The 18,908-nt window shown below is 71.5% G+C and carries 17 protein-coding genes; 3 read left to right on the top strand and 14 right to left on the bottom strand.

Features of this window, described 5'->3' with window-relative positions:
• Positions 1-22 precede the first annotated feature (22 nt).
• The 7 genes from efeU to AB0H83_RS30870 all read right to left on the bottom strand — a co-directional run bounded on the left by efeU (position 23) and on the right by AB0H83_RS30870 (position 7,824).
• Positions 23-871 carry an iron uptake transporter permease EfeU gene (gene efeU / locus AB0H83_RS30900; RefSeq protein ID WP_360100964.1) on the bottom strand — a complete coding sequence of 283 codons (849 nt, stop codon included), beginning with the start codon at positions 869-871 and terminating at the stop codon, positions 23-25.
• 147 nt (positions 872-1,018) lie between these two features.
• Positions 1,019-2,509, bottom strand: coding sequence for an adenosylhomocysteinase (gene ahcY, locus AB0H83_RS30895; protein WP_360100961.1), 1,491 nt, complete (start codon positions 2,507-2,509; stop codon positions 1,019-1,021).
• Positions 2,510-2,835: 326 nt separating this feature from the next.
• Complete coding sequence (gene manA, locus AB0H83_RS30890; RefSeq protein ID WP_360100958.1) at positions 2,836-3,978, bottom strand: mannose-6-phosphate isomerase, class I; 1,143 nt, start codon at positions 3,976-3,978, stop codon at positions 2,836-2,838.
• 1 nt (position 3,979) lies between these two features.
• Positions 3,980-4,942, bottom strand: a complete 963-nt coding sequence (locus tag AB0H83_RS30885; RefSeq protein ID WP_360100955.1) for a cation diffusion facilitator family transporter — start codon at positions 4,940-4,942, stop codon at positions 3,980-3,982.
• Between the two features lie 79 nt (positions 4,943-5,021).
• Positions 5,022-6,230: an SIS domain-containing protein gene (locus AB0H83_RS30880; RefSeq protein ID WP_360100952.1), complete on the bottom strand. Its 1,209-nt coding sequence runs from the start codon at positions 6,228-6,230 to the stop codon at positions 5,022-5,024.
• Positions 6,227-6,412: a Trm112 family protein gene (locus AB0H83_RS30875; RefSeq protein WP_360100949.1), complete on the bottom strand. Its 186-nt coding sequence runs from the start codon at positions 6,410-6,412 to the stop codon at positions 6,227-6,229. Before AB0H83_RS30875 ends, AB0H83_RS30880 begins: the two co-directional genes overlap by 4 nt.
• A 41-nt stretch (positions 6,413-6,453) precedes the next feature.
• A complete protein-coding gene (locus AB0H83_RS30870) occupies positions 6,454-7,824 on the bottom strand; it encodes a phosphomannomutase/phosphoglucomutase (protein ID WP_360101196.1) in 1,371 nt (456 codons plus the stop codon).
• A 122-nt stretch (positions 7,825-7,946) separates the two neighbouring features.
• Here AB0H83_RS30870 and AB0H83_RS30865 point away from each other — a divergent pair, with 122 nt between their 5' ends.
• Complete coding sequence (locus AB0H83_RS30865; protein ID WP_360100946.1) at positions 7,947-8,930, top strand: cation diffusion facilitator family transporter; 984 nt, start codon at positions 7,947-7,949, stop codon at positions 8,928-8,930.
• Here the strand turns inward: AB0H83_RS30865 and AB0H83_RS30860 are convergent.
• Positions 8,902-10,326, bottom strand: a complete 1,425-nt coding sequence (locus tag AB0H83_RS30860) for an aldehyde dehydrogenase family protein (RefSeq protein ID WP_360100943.1) — start codon at positions 10,324-10,326, stop codon at positions 8,902-8,904. The genes AB0H83_RS30865 and AB0H83_RS30860 overlap by 29 nt on opposite strands.
• Positions 10,327-10,435: 109 nt before the next feature.
• Between AB0H83_RS30860 and AB0H83_RS30855 the strand changes: the two genes are divergently transcribed.
• Complete coding sequence (locus AB0H83_RS30855) at positions 10,436-11,872, top strand: gamma-aminobutyraldehyde dehydrogenase (protein ID WP_360101193.1); 1,437 nt, start codon at positions 10,436-10,438, stop codon at positions 11,870-11,872.
• Positions 11,872-13,194, top strand: coding sequence for a 4-aminobutyrate--2-oxoglutarate transaminase (gabT, locus tag AB0H83_RS30850; protein WP_360100940.1), 1,323 nt, complete (start codon positions 11,872-11,874; stop codon positions 13,192-13,194). The genes AB0H83_RS30855 and gabT overlap by 1 nt, the downstream gene beginning before the upstream one ends.
• A 27-nt stretch (positions 13,195-13,221) precedes the next feature.
• On the opposite strand, the gene speB is transcribed toward gabT, so the two are convergent.
• The 6 genes from speB to AB0H83_RS30820 form a co-directional block, all read right to left on the bottom strand.
• Complete coding sequence (gene speB / locus AB0H83_RS30845; protein ID WP_360100937.1) at positions 13,222-14,217, bottom strand: agmatinase; 996 nt, start codon at positions 14,215-14,217, stop codon at positions 13,222-13,224.
• Positions 14,214-15,410 carry a saccharopine dehydrogenase C-terminal domain-containing protein gene (locus AB0H83_RS30840; RefSeq protein WP_360100934.1) on the bottom strand — a complete coding sequence of 399 codons (1,197 nt, stop codon included), beginning with the start codon at positions 15,408-15,410 and terminating at the stop codon, positions 14,214-14,216. Before AB0H83_RS30840 ends, speB begins: the two co-directional genes overlap by 4 nt.
• A 3-nt stretch (positions 15,411-15,413) precedes the next feature.
• Positions 15,414-16,220 (bottom strand): ABC transporter permease, encoded by an 807-nt coding sequence (locus AB0H83_RS30835; protein WP_360100931.1) that lies wholly within the window; start codon positions 16,218-16,220, stop codon positions 15,414-15,416.
• Complete coding sequence (locus AB0H83_RS30830) at positions 16,220-17,125, bottom strand: ABC transporter permease (protein WP_360100928.1); 906 nt, start codon at positions 17,123-17,125, stop codon at positions 16,220-16,222. The genes AB0H83_RS30835 and AB0H83_RS30830 overlap by 1 nt, the downstream gene beginning before the upstream one ends.
• Before the next feature lie 174 nt (positions 17,126-17,299).
• Positions 17,300-18,448 carry an ABC transporter ATP-binding protein gene (locus tag AB0H83_RS30825; RefSeq protein ID WP_360100925.1) on the bottom strand — a complete coding sequence of 383 codons (1,149 nt, stop codon included), beginning with the start codon at positions 18,446-18,448 and terminating at the stop codon, positions 17,300-17,302.
• A gap of 93 nt (positions 18,449-18,541) precedes the next feature.
• Positions 18,542-18,908: ABC transporter substrate-binding protein (locus AB0H83_RS30820; protein WP_360100922.1), on the bottom strand; the 367-nt coding region annotated here is incomplete at its 5' end.

Here is an 18,908-nt window from a genome sequence, read left to right as displayed (position 1 = left end):
AAAGGGGGGTGAGTGCTCAGGCTCAGGCAGGCGTGCTGACCGGCTGGGAGGGCGCCGGCGTCGGGGTCTTGCGCCGCAGCAGCGGCAGCAGGAACAGGATCAGGACCGGGATCCCGTAGCCGAGCCAGGCGACGGTCTCCAGCACGGTCGGCTGCGGCGTGATGTTGAACATGCCGCGCAGCAGCTCGGCGTACCAGGTGTCCGGCGGCAGCGCCCCGGTCACGTCGTACGCGTGCGTGTTGATGCCCGGCAGGACCCCGCTCTCCTGCAGGTCGTGCACCCCGTACTTGAAGATCCCGGCGGCGACGAGCACCAGCAGCGCGCCGGTCCAGGTGAAGAAGCGGGTCAGGTTGATGCGCACCGCGCTGGCGTAGAGCAGCCAGCCGAGCACGACCGCGGTGAGCAGACCGAGGCTGATGCCGATGAGTGGCTCGGCGGAGTCCTTCGTGCCCTGGGCCGCGGCGTAGAACAGGATCGAGGTCTCCAGGCCTTCGCGGATCACCGCGAGGAACGCCATACCGGCGATCGCCCAGGCGCCGACCTGGATCGCCTCTTCGAGGCGGCCGCGCAGCTCGGCGGCGATCCGGCGGGCCATCCGGCGCATCCAGAAGATCATCCAGGTGACGAAGGCGACGGCGGCGAACGAGGCGCACGCCTCGAACAGCTCCTGATGCTCGAAGCTCAGCGTCGCCGCGCCCGCCTCCAGCAGGGCGGCGAAGCCCACGGACAGCAGCACCGCGATTGCGACGCCGGCCCAGACGAACTTGAGCAGATGCCGGCGGTCGCTCTTGACCAGGAACGCGACGAGAATCGAAACCACCAGGGTGATCTCGAGCCCTTCGCGCAGGCCGATCAGGTAGATGGCGGTCATTCGAGCGCTCCGCAGGTTAGCCGAACCTTACTTAGGTCAGCGTTACCTTACCGGCCGGTCGCCGTGTTCTACAAGTTGTAGAAGAGGCCATTGAAACGCCGCAGGGCCCGGCCGCCGAAGCGACCGGGCCCTGCGTGCGCGCTGGTGTCAGTAGCGGTAGTGGTCCGACTTGAAGGGACCCTCCACCGGGATGCCGAGGTATTCGGCCTGCTTCTTGGTCAGCTCGGTGAGCTTGACGCCGAGGGCGTCCAGGTGCAGCCGGGCGACCTTCTCGTCGAGGTGCTTCGGCAGCGTGTAGACGCCGATCGGGTACTGCTCCAGCTTGGTGAACAGCTCGATCTGCGCGATGACCTGGTTGGCGAAGCTGTTGGACATCACGAAGCTCGGGTGGCCGGTCGCGTTGCCCAGGTTGAGCAGACGGCCCTCCGACAGCACGATGATCGAGTGGCCGTCGTCGAACTTCCACTCGTCGACCTGCGGCTTGATCTGGATCCGCGCGACGTCGGAGCGCTTGGCCAGGCCGGCCATGTCGATCTCGTTGTCGAAGTGGCCGATGTTGCCGACGATCGCCTGGTGCTTCATCTGCGCCATGTGGTCGGCGGTGATGACGTCGAGGCAGCCGGTCGCGGTGATGAAGATGTCGGCCGTCGAGACGACGTCCTCCATCGTGGCGACCTGGTAGCCGTCCATCGCCGCCTGCAGCGCGCAGATCGGGTCGACCTCGGTCACGATGACCCGGGCGCCCTGGCCGCGCAGCGACTCCGCGCAGCCCTTGCCCACGTCGCCGTAGCCGAACACGACCGCGACCTTGCCGCCGATCAGCACGTCGGTGGCGCGGTTGATGCCGTCGATGAGCGAGTGGCGGCAGCCGTACTTGTTGTCGAACTTCGACTTGGTGACCGAGTCGTTGACGTTGATCGCCGGGAAGAGCAGCGCGCCCTGCTGCTGCATCTCGTAGAGGCGGTGCACGCCGGTGGTGGTCTCCTCGGTGACGCCCTTGATGCCGGCGGCGATCTTCGTCCAGCGGCGGTTGTCCTCCGCGAGGGACGTGTGCAGCAGGCCGAGGATGACCGCGTACTCCTCGGAGTCGGCGGTGTCGACCGCGGGGACCGCGCCGAGGCCCTCGAACTCGGCACCCTTGTGCACGAGCAGCGTGGCGTCGCCGCCGTCGTCGAGGATCATGTTGGGACCCTCACCGTCCGGCCACAGCAGGACCTGCTCGGTGCACCACCAGTACTCCTCCAGGGTCTCGCCCTTCCAGGCGTAGACCGGGATGCCGGCCGGCTGCTCCGGGGTGCCCTCGGGGCCGACCGCGATGGCGGCGGCCGCGTGGTCCTGGGTGGAGAAGATGTTGCAGCTGGCCCAGCGCACCTGCGCACCGAGCGCGGCGAGGGTCTCGATCAGCACCGCGGTCTGGATCGTCATGTGCAGCGAGCCGGTGATCCGCGCGCCCCGCAGCGGCTGCGACGCGGCGAACTCACGGCGGATCGCCATCAGACCGGGCATCTCGTGCTCGGCGAGCTGGATCTCTTTGCGCCCGAAGGCCGCCAGGGAAAGATCGGCCACCTTGAAGTCGCCTTCGGCGACGCTCTTCGGGCGGTTTGCCTGGTCGGTCCGCGGCGGCAGCGTGCTGGTCATGCAGTCTCCTGGTCTGTGGGCCGGATGTGAACCTGGGCCCGTCCCGGGCCGCGCTGATCGACCAGACGCGGCCAAGGGCCCAAAGCGGCGCGACCCTTACGGTACGCGGCAGCGCTCGAGGAACGCTCACCGGCCTCAGGACAGCGCACGGGGCGGTGAGATCGATCTCACCGCCCCGCGCTTCCCCCCGGTTTGGTTCCCCCGCATCAGGCTCGGACTCAGCGTCAAACCCTGCGTAGTCAGAACACTACCCTGCGCAAGCATAATGTCAAGACGAATCAGGACAAGTCAGCGTTTTTTCGGTTGCGATGTCCGCCGGTACGCCGTCAGGGCGTGGCGGCCTGGAAAACCTCGCCCTCACCGCTCACGGCGAGCTCACCGCGCGACGCGGGGGCGAACGCCGCCTGCCCCGCGGCGAGGGCGGCCGGCACCACGCCGTCGTCGACCCGCACCCCGCCGCGCACGCACAGCACGATCCGCGGCCCGCCGCCGGGCAGCCGGACCGCCGTCGTGCCGGCGTCGCCCGGGTCGAGCACCGCCCGGTGCAGGGTGAAGTCCTCGACCGGCACCGGCCACGTCACCAGCCCCGGCCCGAGCTCGACCGGCCGGGTGACCGGATCGTCGAGCACCTCGAAGCGCAGCACCCGCAGCAGCTCGTCGACGTCGACGTGCTTCGGGGTGAGCCCGCCGCGCAGCACGTTGTCCGACGCCGCCATGATCTCCACGCCGACGCCGCGCAGGTAGGCGTGCAGGTTGCCGGCGGGCATCCAGACCGCCTCGCCCGGCCGCAACCTGACCCGGTTGAGCAGCATCGCGACGATGACACCCGCGTCGCCCGGGTACTGCTCGGCGAGCGCAGGCGCGAGGGAGTACGCCCCGCCGCGGGTGGCACAGGCGGCCACTACCTCCTCGACGAGCCGCGCGTCCGGCTTGCCCAGCAGGCCGCGCACCGCATCGTGCAGTGCGGCGGCCTTGTCCTCCTGGCGCAGCGCGCCGACCGTCTCCTCCAGCCCGGCCACGCCGAGCGCGGCGAGGTCGGCGGCGGTGACGGCCGGGTCACGGAAGCCGCACAGTGCGTCGAAGTCGGTCAGCGCGACCAGCATCTCCGGCTTGTGCCACGCGTCCACATAGGACGGGTGCCCGGCCGCGTGCGCCTCCCGGGCCTGGGCGAGCGTCGGGTGCGCCTGCAGCGACAGCGGCTGGGCCGCCGCGAGGACCTTGAGCAGGAACGGCAGCCGTGACCCGAACCGGGCCACGGCCGACGCGCCGAGCAGGCCCTGCGGGTCGGCAGCGATCGCGTCCGCCAGGGACGTGCCGCTCACCGCCAGCCGGGACGGGCTCGCCGGGTGCGCGCCCATCCACAGCTCGGCCTCGGGCTCGGCGGCCGGCGCCGGGCGGCCCTGCAGCGCGGCGATCGCGGTGTGCGACCCCCACGCGTACTTCCGGATCGGGCTGTCGAGCAGCTCCACGCTAGTGCGCCTCCGCGGTGTCCGGCACGCCCGTCCCGGAGGAGGGTTTGCCGGCCTGGTAGATGTCGGGCTCCAGGTAAATGATCCTGGCGATCGGCACGGCCGCCCGGATCCGGGACTCGGCCGCATCGATGCCCCGGGCCACCTCGCCCGCGGTCTCGTCGTGCCGGACCGCGATCTTGGCCGCGACCAGCAGCTCGTCGGGGCCCAGGTGCACGGTGCGCATGTGGATCAGCGACTCGACCTCGGGCCCGCCGACGATCGCCGCCCTGATCTGGGCGATCTGCTCCGGGGACGCGGCCTCGCCGACGAGCAGGCCCTTCATCTCCACGGCGAGGATCGCGGCGACCACGATGAGCAGCAGGCCGATCGCCGCGGTGCCGACGCCGTCCCAGATGCCGTTGCCGGTGATGAGCGTCATGCCCACGCCGAACAGCGCGAGGACCAGGCCGACCAGGGCTGCGAGGTCCTCCAGGAGGATGACCGGCAGCTCCGGCTGCTTCGCCCGGCGGATGAACTGCCACCAGCCGGCGTCGCCCTTGACCTTCTGGGTCTCCTGGATCGCGGTGCGGAAGGACAGGCTCTCCATGATGATCGCGGCGACCAGCACGGCCACCGGGACCCACTGCCACCTGTCGATCGGCTCCGGGTGGCTCAGCTTGTGCCAGGCCTCGTAGAGCGCGAAGATGCCGCCGACGAAGAACAGCACGACCGCGACGACGAACGCGTAGACGTACCGCTCCCGGCCGTAGCCGAACGGGTGCTCGGCGTCCGCCCGGCGCTTGGCCTGCCGGCCGCCGAAGAGCAGCAGCCCCTGGTTGCCGGAGTCGGCGACGGAGTGGATCGACTCGGCCAGCATCGACGACGACCCGGTGAGCGCGAACGCCACAAACTTGGTGACAGCGATGCCGAGATTCGCGAACAACGCCGCAACAACGGCCTTCGTCCCACCTTCTGTGCTCACGTCGCCTCCGCTTCGCTACGGCGAGGCTCGCACAACTGAGCCTCCTGGTTCGAGGCTCCTCCGCTTCGCTCCAGACCTCTCACGGACTGACCAGCTCCTTCATCTCGGACACGGCGGGCACGGCCATGGGGTCGAAGCCGTGCGCGAGTCCAAGATAGATCGAAGCGAAGTCCGGCACCGCGACGAGAGACGCAAGTCGCTCCAGCGCCGAGCCGCCCTCGGCGGTGATGAGGCTGACCCGCACGCCGCGGCGCTCGGCGAGCTGCTGGACCGCCTCGGCGCGCTTCTCCTCCACGGCCGAGGGCTCGCCGTCGGCCTCCTCCTCGTCGGCGGACAGGCCGCCGTCGCGGAGCAGGACCAGCCGCAGCCGGGTCACCGACTCGTCCTCGTCGGAGGGGTCGGCGAAGATGTCCCGGCCGGCCTCGGCCAGGCCGCCGTAGACGCCGTCGAGCAGGCCGACCCGGCCGCGGCCCGCCTCGCCGAGGGCACCGGCGACTGCCGGGTAGCGGGCGTTGGCGGCCAGGGTGTCGCCGAAGCGCCGCGCCGCGACGTTGGCCAGCGGTGAGGAGCCCCACACGATCGGCACGGACCGCGCCAGGTCCAGCGCGAGGCTCTTGCCCGGGTTGACGAACGACTCCAGCGTCATGCGGCACCGGTCGGCGTCGGCGTCCAGGCGCGCGGCGGTCTCGGCGAAGTCCGCCTCGTTGACCTTGACCAGGCCGAGCTGGCGGCCGGCCAGCAGCACCGGCACGGCCAGGCTCCACAGGCTGGCGCGGGCCGGGGCCCGGCGCGGCACCGGGATGAACGGCGCCCGGAAGCGGTCGGCGAGCGCGTGCAGCTGCGTGTCCGGGGCGCCGATCGCGACGAGCCGGGCGCCGCGGCGGCCGGCGGCCTCGGCCGCGGCCAGGGCCTCCGGGGAGCGGCCGGACGCGGAGACGGCGATGACGACGTCGGCGGCGCCGACCCAGCCCGGGATGCCGGCGCTGCGGTGCGCGAGCACCGGCACCGGGCAGCGCGGGCCGGCCACCGTCTCCAGGATGTCGCCGGTGCGCGCGGCGGTGCCGACGCCGGCGACCACGACGGCGCGGGGCCGGCCCTCGTCGGCCAGGGCGCTCAGGTCGGTCTCCGCGGCCAGCGCCGCCGACTCGCGGACCTGGGCGCCGGCCGACGCGGTGGCGCGCAGCATGCCGCCCGGGTCGTTGCGCTCCAGGGCGGCGGCGTCGTCCAGCAGCGACAGGTCGATCTCGCGGTGCCCGCGGACGCCCGCGGTGCCCTCCAGGGGGTTCATGCGGCACCACCCTCGGGCAGCCGGGCCTCGTCGAGCAGCAGCACCGGGATGCCGTCCCGGATCTCGAAGATCCGCCCGCACTGCGTGCAGGTCAGCGTCTGGGCTGCCTCGTCGAGCGTCAGCTCCGCGTGGTGCTCGTCGGGACAGCGCAGGATGGAAAGCAGGGCGGGGTCGACGGACACGTCTGTTCCAACTCCTTCTAGCGGCGATCTAGCGGCGATCGTCAGCGGCGGATGACGGCTAGCATTTCATCGCGCAGTGCTGCCATCCGCTCCGCGGTCGGCGCCTCAACGTTAAGCCGCAGGAGCGGCTCCGTGTTGGACGGCCGCACACTCACCCAGCTGCCGTCGGGGAAGTCCAGCGTGATCCCGTCGAGGCGGTCGACCGGCACCGGGTAGGCGGCCTCGATCTCGGCCATCTTCGCCGCCGGGTCGGCCACCGTGGAGTTGATCTCGCCGGAGTCCGCGTAGCGGACGTAGTCCTTGGTCAGCGCCGACAGCGGGGCGCCCTGACCGCCGAGCATGGCCAGGGTGTGCATGGCGGCGAGCATGCCGGTGTCGGCGCCCCAGAAGTCGCTGAAGTAGTAGTGCGCCGAGTGCTCCCCGCCGAACACGGCCCCGGTCCTGGCCATCTCGGCCTTGATGAACGAGTGCCCGACGCGGGTGCGCACCGCGACGCCGCCGTGCTCGCGCACGATCTCCGGCACCGCCCGGGAGGTGATGAGATTGTGGATGATCGTGGCGCCGGGCGCCTTGGCCAGCTCCCGCACCGCCACCATCGCGGTGATCGTGGAGGGTGAGACCGCCTCGCCGCGCTCGTCCACGACGAAGCAGCGGTCGGCGTCGCCGTCGAAGGCGAGCCCCAGGTCGGCGCCGGTCTCGCGGACCTTCGCCTGCAGGTCCACGAGGTTCGCCGGCTCCAGCGGGTTGGCCTCGTGGTTGGGGAACGAGCCGTCCAGCTCGAAGTACAGCGGGATGATCCGCAGCGGCAGGCCCTCGCCGAGCACGGCCGGCACGGTGTAGCCGCCCATGCCGTTGCCGGCGTCCACCACGACGGTGAGCGGGCGGATGCCGGTGAGGTCCACCAGGCCGCGCAGGTAGCTCGCGTAGGCGTCCAGCATGCCGCGCTGCTCGATGCCGCCCTCACGGCCGCCGGCCGGCGGCTCGCCCCGGCCCTCCAGGATGGCCTGCGCGCGCTCGCGGATCTCGGCGAGCCCCGAGTCCTGCCCGACCGGCTTCGCGCCCTGCTTGCACAGCTTGATGCCGTTGTACTGCGCCGGGTTGTGGCTGGCGGTGAACATCGCGCCGGGCAGGTCCAGCGTGCCGGAGGCGAAGTACAGCAGGTCGGTGGATCCGAGCCCGGCCTCGACCACGTCGGCGCCCTCGGCCCGTACACCCGCTGCGAACGCCGACGCGAGCGCCGGACCGGACTCGCGCATGTCGTGCGCGGTCACCACCCGCTCGGCGAACTCGCCGCGGCTGCGCAAGGTCTGCACGAACGCCCTGCCGAGCGCCTCGGCGACCGGCTCGTCGAGCTGGTCGGGCACCGTGCCCCGCACGTCGTAGGCCTTGACGATCCGGCTCAGGTCGATCACAGTCCGCACTCCTGTCATGGTCTCTGCTCTACGCCGAAGCCTAGTGCGGTGACGTTCCGCGCACGTGTCAGTCCGGCGTTGCCGGCGTTAGTTCACGTCGCAAGTGTGGTAACAGGTCAAGCGTGGCCGAGGAAGGCAACTCCATCAGGGCGATCATCGCCGCGTTCGCCGCCAACCTCGGCATCGCCGTGAGCAAGTTTGTCGCGTTCCTCTTCACGGGGTCCTCGGCGCTGCTCGCGGAGGCCGTGCACTCCGTGGCCGACACCGCCAACCAGCTGCTGCTGCTCCTCGGCGGGCGGCGGGCCAAGCGGGAGGCCTCGGCCCTGCACCCCTTCGGCTACCAGCGCTTCCGCTACTTCTACGGCTTCCTGGTCACCCTGGTCATCTTCCTCGTCGGCGGCGTGTTCGCCCTGTTCGAGGGCTGGGAGAAGCTGCACTCCCCCGAGCCGGTCGAGTCGCCGGTGTGGGCGTTCGCGGTGCTCGGCGTCTCCATCGTGCTGGAGTCCTTCTCGCTGCGCACCGCGGTGCGCGAGGCGCAGCCGGCCCGGCGCGGGCTGCCGTGGCTGCGCTTCATCCGGACCACCCGCTCGCCGGAGCTGCCGGTCGTGCTCGCCGAGGACTTCGGGGCGCTCACCGGCCTGTTCTTCGCCACGGTCGGGATCACCCTCGCCGTCGTCACCGGCGACGGGCGCTGGGACGCGGTCGGGACGATCGCCATCGGCCTGCTGCTCGTCGTCATCTCGATCACCCTGTCGCAGCGCATGCGCAGCCTGCTGATCGGCGAGTCGGCCGACGAGGAGACGCTGCGGCGCATCGAGGCGGCGATCGAGGCCGAGCCGCTGGCCATCCGCATGATCCACCTGCGGACCATGCACCTGGGCCCCGACCAGCTGCTGATCGCGGCGAAGGTCGCCTTCGACCCGGCCGAGACGGTGGCGCGGGTCGCGGAGGCGATCAACCGGGCCGAGGCCCGCATCCGCGAGTCGCTCGACGACGAGTGCCTCATCTTCGTGGAGCCCGACGTGTGGGACCAGCGGCTGCACGAGACGCAGGCCCGGCCGCCGGGCTCCGCCACGGCTACAGCTGCAGGCCCGTCAGCACCATGACCCGCTCCTCGGTGTAGTCGGCCATCGCGCTGGCCAGGCCCTCGCGGCCGACGCCGCTGGCCTTGGCGCCGCCGTAGGGCATCTGGTCGGCGCGGTAGCTGGGCACGTCGCCGACGACGATGCCGCCGACGTCCAGGACGCGGTGCGCCTCGAACGCGCGGTCGAGCCGGCGGGTGAAGACGCCCGCCTGCAGCCCGTACTGCGAGTCGTTGACCGCGGCGAGGCCGGCCTCGTCGGACGCGACCCGCTCCAGGACCAGGACCGGGCCGAAGACCTCCTCGGCGATGACCTTCGCGCCGGCGGGCACGCCGGTCAGCACGGTCGGCGCGTAGCCGGCGCCGTCGCGGATGCCGCCGGTGAGCAGCTTCGCGCCGGCCGAGACCGCCTCGGCGACCCACGCCTCCACCCGCTGTGCGGCGTCGTGGCTGATCAGCGGGCCGACGTCGGTGGCGTCCTCCCACGGCGAGCCGGTCACCTGCGCCTCGACCGCCGCGACCAGCCGGTCACTGAGCGCGTCGAAGTGCCGGTCGTGCACGTACACCCGCTGCACGGCGATGCAGCTCTGCCCGGCCTGGTAGTTGGAGAAGGTGGCGATGCGGCTCGCCGCCCAGTCCAGGTCGTCCCAGTCCTCGCAGACCAGGACCGCGGCATTGCCGCCGAGCTCGAGGGTGACGTGCTTGCGCGGCACCGCGTCGCGGATCTGCCAGCCGACCGGGCCGGAGCCGGTGAAGGACACCACCGGCAGGCGCGGGTCGGCGACGAGGGCGGGGGCGCGGTCGTTGGGGATCGGCAGGATCGACCACATCCCCTCCGGCAGGTCCGTCTCGGCGAGGATCTCGCCGAGCAGCAGGGCACTGAGCGGGGTGGCCGGCGCGGGCTTGAGCACGATGGGCGCGCCGACCGCGATCGCCGGGGCGACCTTGTGCGCGACCAGGTTGAGCGGGAAGTTGAACGGGGCGATACCGAGCACCGGCCCCTTCGGCACCCGCTTGACCAGCGCGATCCGGCCGGTCGCGGCGGGGTCGGTGTCGAGGCGCTGCACGGCGCCGGAGAAGCGGCGGGCCTCCTCGGCGGCCCAGCGGAACGTCGACACCGCCCGGCCGACCTCGCCGCGGGACCACTTCAGCGGCTTGCCGTTCTCCCCGGTGATCAGCCGGGCAACCTCCTCGGCGCGCTCCTTGAGCCGGGCGCTGACATGGTCCAGCGCCGCCGCGCGGGCGCTCGCGGGCAGGGCGGCGGCGCTGGCACGCACCGCCGCGGCCGCCGCGACGGCCTCCTCGACCTGCGCCGCGGTGGCGTTGGACGTGCTGCCGACCACCCGGCCGTCGAACGGGTGACGGATCTCGACGGCGTCGTCACTGGTCGCCGGTCGGCCGGCGATGTAGAACGGGGTCACAACCGCCAGCCTACGCCGCCGCCCGCCCGTTCACGACGCGGAAACAGTTGCTCAAAGGGTTGTGCACTGCGGAATCGGTGGAAGGATGTGGCTGCCGGCACTCAAAGGAGTGGACATGACCAAGCAACTGCAGAATTTCATCGACGGCGCCCACGTGGAGCCCGCCGACGGCCGTTACTCGGACCTGATCGACCCGTCGACCGGTGAGGTGTTCGCCTCCGCGCCGGTGTCCGGCGAGGCGGACGTGGACCGCGCGGTGAAGGCGGCCAGCAAGGCGTTCGAGACGTGGCGTGACGCCACCCCGGCGGAGCGCCAGCGCGCCCTGCTGAAGCTGGCCGACGCCATGGAGGACCGCGCGGCCGAGCTGATCGACGCCGAGTGCCAGAACACGGGCAAGCCACGGGCGCTGACCACCAGCGACGAGCTGCCCCCATCGGTCGACCAGGTCCGGTTCTTCGCCGGCGCCGCCCGCGTCCTGGAGGGCAAGTCCGCCGGGGAGTACATGAAGGGCCACACCAGCTACGTGCGCCGCGAGCCGATCGGCGTCTGCGCGCAGGTGACCCCGTGGAACTACCCGCTGATGATGGCCATCTGGAAGATCGCGCCGGCCCTGGCCGCCGGCAACACCGTCGTGCTCAAGCCGTCGGACACCACCCCGGTGTCGACCCTGCTGCTGGCCGAGATGGCCGCGGAGTTCCTGCCGCCGGGCGTGCTCAACGTGGTCACCGGCGACCGGGACACCGGCCGGGCCCTGGTGTCGCACCCGACGCCGCAGTTCGTGTCGATCACCGGCTCGGTGCGCGCGGGCCGCGAGGTCGCCGGCGCCGCCGCGCCGATGCTCAAGCGTACCCACCTGGAGCTCGGCGGCAAGGCGCCGGTCGTGGTGTTCGACGACGCCGACCTCGAGGCGGCCGCCGAGGCGATCGCGGTCGCCGGCTACTTCAACGCCGGGCAGGACTGCACGGCGGCGACCCGCGTGCTGGCCGGCCCCGGCATCTACGACGACTTCGTGGCCGCGATCGCCGAGCAGGCCGCCGCGACGAAGACCGGCGCGCCCGACGACGAGGACGTGCTCTACGGCCCGCTGAACAACGCCAACCAGCTGGCCCGGGTGGCCGGCTTCCTGGACCGGCTGCCGGACCACGCGAAGCTCAATGCTGGCGGCGCCCGGGTCGGCGACCGGGGCTACTTCTACGCCCCGACCGTCGTGTCCGGCCTGCGCCAGGAGGACGAGATCATCCAGGACGAGGTCTTCGGGCCGGTCATCACGGTGCAGCGCTTCACCGACGAGGACGAGGCGGTCCGCTGGGCCAACGGCGTCGAGTACGGGCTGTCCTCCTCGGTCTGGACCAAGGACCACGGCCGGGCGATGCGGATGACCCGCCGGCTCGACTTCGGCTGCGTGTGGGTCAACGCCCACATCCCGATCGTCGCGGAGATGCCGCACGGCGGTTTCAAGTCCTCCGGTTACGGCAAGGACCTGTCCATGTACGGGCTGGAGGACTACACCCGGATCAAGCACGTCATGCACAACATCGAGCTGTGATGACAGCGTCGCAGGACATCCACAAGCGCAGGACCTCCGCCGTCGCCCGCGGCGTCAGCAGCATGATCTCGTCCTACGTGGACCACGCGTCGGGCGGCACGCTGACCGACGTGGACGGCCGCGAGTGGATCGACATGGCGGCCGGCATCGCCGTCACCAACGTGGGCAACGCCGCGCCCAAAGTGGTGGAGGCGGTGCGCCGCCAGGTCGAGCGCTTCACCCACACGTGCTTCATGATCGCGCCGTACGAGGCCTACGTCGCGGTGTGCGAGCAGCTCAACGCGCTGACCCCGGGCGTGTTCGAGAAGCGCTCGGCGCTGTTCAACTCCGGCGCCGAGGCCGTGGAGAACGCGGTGAAGATCGCCCGGCACGCCACCGGGCGGCAGGCGGTCGTGGTGTTCGACCACGCCTACCACGGCCGCACCAACCTCACCATGGCCCTCACCGCGAAGGTGATGCCCTACAAGCACGGCTTCGGCCCGTTCGCCGGGGAGATCTACCGGGTGCCGATGTCGTACCCGTTCCGCGACGGGCTGTCCGGTCCCGACGCGGCCGCGCTCGCCATCGGCATGATCGAGAAGCAGATCGGCGCCGACCAGGTCGCCGCGGTCCTCATCGAGCCGGTCCAGGGCGAGGGCGGCTTCATCGTCCCGGCGCCCGGGTTCCTGTCGTCGATCGCGGCGTGGGCCCGTTCGGCCGGGGCGCTGTTCGTCGCCGACGAGATCCAGACCGGCTTCTGCCGTACCGGCGAGTGGTTCGCCTCCACCCACGAAGGGGTCGAGCCCGACCTCATCACCACCGCGAAGGGCATCGCCGGGGGCCTGCCGCTGGCCGCGGTGACCGGCCGGGCCGCGGTGATGGACGCGGTGCACGCCGGCGGCCTCGGCGGCACCTACGGCGGCAACCCGGTCGCCTGCGCGGCCGCGCTCGCCTCGATCGAGACGATGCGGGAGCTCGACCTGTGCGCCGCGGCGCGACGGATCGAGTCGGTCATGCGGCCGCGCCTGGAATCCCTCGCCGCGGCGCACCCGGTCATCGGCGACGTCCGCGGCCGGGGCGCCATGCTCGCCGTGGAGATCGTCGTGCCGGGCTCGGCGGAGCCCGGCTCCATGACCGCAGAGCGGGCCTACGGCCGCGGCGCCCCGCTGGGCGCCACCCCGGACGCGGCGAAGACCACGGCGATCCAGAAGGCGGCGCACGAGGCCGGCCTGCTGCTGCTCACCTGCGGCACGTACGGCAACGTGATCCGCTTCCTGCCGCCGCTGGTCATGGACGACGCGACCCTGCACCGCGCGCTGGACGCGCTGGAGGCCGCGCTGTAGGTGGCCGCCTCGACGGCCGGGGAGCGTTCAGCCCCGGCCGTCGAGCAGCGGGCGGCGGGGATCCCAGGGGTCGCCGCGGCGCCGGCGGGCGATGGCGGACAGCGCCTCCAGCACGACGCGGTTGGCGAGGTACGCGGTGATCTCGGCATGGTCGTACGGCGGCGACACCTCGACCACGTCGACCCCGACGACCGGCAGCTCGTAGCAGCAGCGCCGGACCGCGTCGAGCAGCTGGCGGGCGGTGAGCCCACCTGGCTCGGGCGTCCCGGTGCCGGGCGCCATGCCGGGGTCGACCACGTCGACGTCGACGGACAGGAAGACCCCGTCGCAGTCGTCGGTCGCGATCGTGAACGCCTCGGTGAGGCAGTCGTCGAGGCCGCGGGCCACGAGCTCGGTCATCTCGTAGGAGCGCATGCGCTGCCGCGCCATCCAGTCGAGGGTCTCCGGGCCCGGCCAGTACCCGCGCAGGCCCAGCTGCAGGAAGCGGTCGCCGCGCACCGCGCCGGACTCGATGAGCCGGCGCATCGGCTGGCCGTGCCCGACCAGGGAGCCGAACTCGGTGTCGCCGGTGTCGGCGTGCGCGTCGAAGTGCACGAGGGAGACCCGGCCGTAGCCGAGGTGGCGGGCCACGCCGGTGGCGTCCGGCCAGGCGATGGTGTGGTCGCCGCCGAGGATCACGGGGATGGCGCCGGTGGCGGCGACCCCGGCGACCGCGTCCTCCAGCGCGGCGATCGAGCCGGCCGCGTCGCCGGAGAACATCTCGACGTCGCCGGCGTCATAGACGCGCAGGTCGCGCAGCGGGTCGACGCGCAGCGCGAGGGACGGCCGGGAGCCGTCGTGGGCGAGGTAGCAGGCCTGCCGGATGGCGCCGGGGCCGAAGCGGGTGCCGGGCCGGTGGGAGGTGCCGCCGTCGAAGGGCGCGCCGATGATGACGACGTCGGCCTCGGGCAGCTCGGCGAGGTCGCAGGCCGGCACCCCGAGGAACGTGATGTCCGGCCCGTACATCGGCCCGTATCGCGTCATTGTTCCTGCATACCCCAGGGTGAGCCGTACGCGGTGAGCAGCTCCAGGAACGGCTTCGGCGGCAGCGCCTCCGGCCCGAGCACGCCGCGGCCCGACCAGGTGCCCGCGGCGAGCAGCTCCAGGGCGACGACCGGGTTGATCGCGGTCTGCCACACCACGGCCTGGGAGCCGTACTCGCGCATCGACCAGGCGTTGTCCACGACGTGGTACAGGTAGGTGCGGCGCGGCGAGCCGTCCTTGCCGATGCCGGTCACGAGGGTGCCGGCGCAGGTCTTGCCGTGCATGCGGTCGCCGAGGCCGGCCGGGTCGGGCAGGCAGGCGGCGACCACGTCGCGGGGCGCGACCTCGACCCCGCCGACGCGGACCGGGCGGGTGCCGTCCAGGCCGAGCTTGTGCAGGGTCTTGAGCACGTCGATGAACTCGTCGCCGAGGCCGTACTTGAACGTGACCCGCTCGGCGCTGACCCAGCGTGGGATGAGCAGGACCTCCTCGTGCTCGACGTTGACGCACTCGACCGGGCCGATGCCCTCCGGGAAGTCGAAGACCTCCGGCTCGGAGAACGGCGCCGTGGTGTACCAGCCGCGCTCGCGCTCCCAGATGACCGGCGGGTTCAGGCACTCCTCGATCGTCGTCCAGATGGAGAACGACGGCGCGAAGTCGTAACCCTCGACGACAAGGTTCGCGCCGTCGCGGACGCCGATCTCGTGCACCTGGGCGAAGAGCTCGTCGGCGGCGTACCGGGCGAAGACGTCGGACAGGCCCGGCTCGACGCCGATGCCGACGAGGGCGAGCCGGTCCGCGGCCTCCCACTGCCCGGCGGCGGCGAACTGCTCGTCGCCGAGCTTCACGCCGGTTTCCGTATAGGGCCGCTCGGGGTGCGGTTTCGACAGTGACATCGCCATGTCGAGGTAGTGCGCGCCAGCGGCGAACGCACCCTCGAAGATCGGCATGACGAAGCGCGGATCGACGGCGTTGAGCACGTGCGTGATGCGGTGCGCCACGCACAGCTGCCGCACCGCGGCGGCGGAGGACGCGTCGAGCTGGACCGCTGTGAAGCGGGCGTCCATGACCGCGGCCTGCGCCCGGTCGAGGGAGTAGTCGGCGACGACGCAGGCCTCGAAGAAGTCGCGGCGGGCGGCGATACGCACGGCGGCGGAGCCGACGCCGCCGGCGCCGACGATGAGCAGACGCATGCGCTAGGCCTTCCGACGACGCATGTTGGGGATCTGGCCGATGAGCACGACCAGGAAGGAGATGACGAACATGGCGGTGCCGATCACGTTGATCTGCGGCGGGATGCCCCGCTGGGAGGCGCCCCAGACGAACATGGGGAAGGTGACGACGCTGCCGGAGTTAAAGTTCGTGACGATGAAGTCGTCGAAGGACAGCGAGAACGACAGCAGGGCCGCCGCCACGATGCCGGGCATGACGAGGGGCAGCGTGACCCGCAGGAAGGTCTGCGTCTCGTTGGCGTAGAGGTCCATCGCGGCCTCCTGCAGCCGCGGGTCGAGCCCGGCGAGGCGGGCCTTGACGGTGACGACCACGAACGACAGGCAGAACATGACGTGGGCGATGACGACCGTCCAGAAGCCGAGCTGCACGCCGGAGGCGACGAACAGCGCCAGCAGCGACGAGCCCATGACGATCTCGGGCGTCGCCATCGGCAGGAAGATCAGCGTGTTGGTCGCGGCGCGCCCGCGGAACGAGTGGCGGGCCAGGGCGAAGGACATCAGCGTGCCGAGGATGACGGCGCCGAGCGTGGCGAGCGCGGCGATGGCGATGCTGAGCCAGAAGGCGTGGCCGATGCCGGCGGCGCCGAACGGGTCGGCCCAGTGCGCCCAGGTGAACTTGTAGTTCTCCAGCGAGTACGGCGCGTTGCGGCCGGCGTCGCGGAACGACATCGCGGCGACCACGCCGATCGGCACGAACAGGTACAGCAGCACGAGCAGGCCGATCGCCATGACCCAGTGGTCGGCGACGTAGCGGCGCAGGCGATGCAGCATCAGAGCACCTCATCCGTTCCGGCGCGCCGCACGTACACGAAGACCAGCACCAGGATCGCGGCCATGAGCGTGAACGACAGCGCGGCGGCGCTCGGGTAGTCGCCGACCTTCAGGAACTTCGACTGGATGACGTTGCCGATCATGTACTGGCGGTTGGTGCCGAGCAACTGCGCGTTGATGTAGTCGCCCGCGGCGGGGATGAACGTGAGCAGCGTGCCGGCCACCACGCCGGGCATCGACAGCGGCAGCGCGACCCGGGTGAAGCGGGCGACCGGCCGGGCGTACAGGTCGCCGGCGGCCTCGAGCAGCCGCGGGTCGAGCTTCTCCAGGCTGGCGTACAGGGGCAGCACCATGAACGGCAGGAAGTTGTAGACCAGGCCGGCGATGACGGCCGGGGTGGTGGCGAGGAGCCGGCCGTCGGGCAGCGGCACGTGCAGCGCGTTGAGCGTCGACACGACCCAGCCGTTGTCCGACAGGATGACCTTCCAGGCCAGGGTACGGATCAGGAAGCTGGTGAAGAACGGCGCGATCACGCAGATGAGCAGCAGGTTCTTCCACCGGCCGCCCTTGAGCGCGATCGCGTACGCGAGCGGGTAGCCCAGCAGCAGGCAGATCACCGTGGTCAGGGCCGCGTAGCCGAGCGAGCGCATGAAGTGCGGGAGGTACTCGGTGGCGGCGTCGGCGTAGTTGCTGAACTGCCACGTCATCGCGTAGCCCTCTTCGAGCGACCCGCTCGGGTCGTAGAGGCTGGTCGCGAAGAGCTGGATCGCCGGCACCGCGAAGAAGAGCAGCAGCCACAGGCCGCCGGGCAGCAGCAGCAGGTACGGCAGCCAGCGCTTTCTCGGCTTCTCCAGTTTCACAGGTGTACCGGTGGCGCCCGCACCCACGTGCCCGAGTGCGCTCATGCCGTCACCTCCGCTTCGCTCCGGCGCCGGCCTGAGCTCCACCCTGAGCTGCTGATTCGCAGCCCTCCGCTCCGCTGCGGCCCGCTCATGCCAACGCCTCCGCTACGCTCCGGCGCCGGCCTGAGCTCCACCCTGAGCTGCTGATTCGCAGCCCTCCGCTCCGCTGCGGGCCGCTCATGCCAACGCCTCGGCGTCGACGACCGGCGCCACCGTCTGCCCTTCGGGACGCGGCAGCAGGAACGCGTGCTCGGGCCGCCAGTGCACGGTCACCTCGCTGGCCACGGCGAGGGGGGCGGCGACGCCGGAGTTGGGCGCGAACACGGTCAGTTCGTCGCCCCAGGCCGGCCGCACCAGGTACTGGGTGCTCACGCCGACGTAGGAGGAGTCGGTGATGATGCCGGTGACGGACTGGTGCCCGGCCGGCACCTTGTCCAGCCCGGTGGCGAGGTGCAGCTTCTCGGGGCGCACGCCGAGCCACACCGGCCCGTCGGTGACCCGGCTGCGGGCGGCCGGCAGCGAGAAGCGGGCGCCGTGCGACTCGACCAGGACGTCGTCGCCGGAGCGGCCGGTGACCGTGGCGGCGAACAGGTTGGACTGGCCGAGGAAGTTGGCGACGAAGGCGGTGCCGGGGAAGTCGTACATCTCCACCGGGCTGCCGAGCTGCTCGATCCTGCCGGCGTTCATGACCGCGACCGTGTCGGCCATGGTCATGGCCTCCTCCTGGTCGTGGGTCACGTGCACGAAGGTGATGCCGACCTCGGTCTGGATCCGCTTGAGCTCGACCTGCATCTGCCGGCGCAGCTTCAGGTCGAGGGCGCCGAGCGGCTCGTCGAGCAGCAGCACCTGCGGGTGGTTGATCAGGGCGCGGGCCAGGGCGACGCGCTGCTGCTGGCCGCCGGACAGCTGCGCCGGCTTGCGCTTGCCGAACCCGTCGAGGTCGACCAGGTGGAGCATCTGCTCCACCTGGCCGGCGATGCCCTTGACGCCGCGCCGGCGCAGGCCGAACGCGACGTTGTCGGCGATGGACAGGTGCGGGAAGAGTGCATAGCTCTGGAACACCGTGTTGACCGGGCGTTTGTACGGCCTCAGGCGGGTCACGTCCTGGTCGCCGAGCAGGATACGGCCGGTCGTCGGCTCCTCGAGCCCGGCGATCATCCGCAGGGTCGTGGTCTTGCCGCAACCGGAAGCGCCGAGCAGGGCGAAGAACGACCCCTGAGGCACCGTCAGGCTGAGGTCGTCGACGGCGGTGAACGCGCCGAACGACTTCGTCACGCCGACCAGGTTGAGGTCGGCACCGCTCGCTCCGTATGCCTGCCCGGTCATGACGTCACCTCCGCTGCGCTCCGGCGCCGCCCTGACCTGGAACTGCGCCGATGATGCCCGGCTCCTGCGCTCCGCTCCGGCCCGGTCATCGGCTCAGGCCCCCGAGATCGCTTCGAACTTCGCCGAGAACTTCTTGTCCTCGTCCTCGGTGAGGGCCTTGAACGCCTTGGTCTTGGCGAGGGTGGCGGCGTCCGGGAAGATCAGCGGGTTGCCGGCCAGCTCCGGGTCCAGCTTCTGCATCTCGTCCTGGGCGCCCTGGACAGGGCAGATGTAGTTGACGTACGCCGCCAGCTCCGCCGCGACCTTCGGGTCGTAGTAGTAGTCGATGAGCTGCTCGACGTTGCCCTTGTGGGTCCCCGTCGACGGGATCAGGATGTTGTCCGACCACAGCATCAGGCCCGACTCGGGCGCGACGAACTTGACGTCCTCGTTCTCGGCGCTGAGCTGGATGACGTCGCCG

Source organism: Dactylosporangium sp. NPDC050688, from assembly GCF_040654515.1.
Lineage (GTDB): Bacteria > Actinomycetota > Actinomycetes > Mycobacteriales > Micromonosporaceae > Dactylosporangium.
This window is presented reverse-complemented; position numbering and strand designations above follow the sequence as displayed.

Coding starts and splice junctions, on each gene's coding strand:
- efeU (WP_360100964.1), bottom strand. CDS start 871: ATGACCGCCATCTACCTGATCGGCCTGCGCGAAGGGCTCGAGATCACC.
- AB0H83_RS30825 (WP_360100925.1), bottom strand. CDS start 18,448: ATGACCGGGCAGGCATACGGAGCGAGCGGTGCCGACCTCAACCTGGTC.
- ahcY (WP_360100961.1), bottom strand. CDS start 2,509: ATGACCAGCACGCTGCCGCCGCGGACCGACCAGGCAAACCGCCCGAAG.
- AB0H83_RS30835 (WP_360100931.1), bottom strand. CDS start 16,220: ATGCTGCATCGCCTGCGCCGCTACGTCGCCGACCACTGGGTCATGGCG.
- speB (WP_360100937.1), bottom strand. CDS start 14,217: ATGACGCGATACGGGCCGATGTACGGGCCGGACATCACGTTCCTCGGG.
- gabT (WP_360100940.1), top strand. CDS start 11,872: ATGACAGCGTCGCAGGACATCCACAAGCGCAGGACCTCCGCCGTCGCC.
- AB0H83_RS30830 (WP_360100928.1), bottom strand. CDS start 17,125: ATGAGCGCACTCGGGCACGTGGGTGCGGGCGCCACCGGTACACCTGTG.
- AB0H83_RS30880 (WP_360100952.1), bottom strand. CDS start 6,230: ATGAACCCCCTGGAGGGCACCGCGGGCGTCCGCGGGCACCGCGAGATC.
- AB0H83_RS30840 (WP_360100934.1), bottom strand. CDS start 15,410: ATGCGTCTGCTCATCGTCGGCGCCGGCGGCGTCGGCTCCGCCGCCGTG.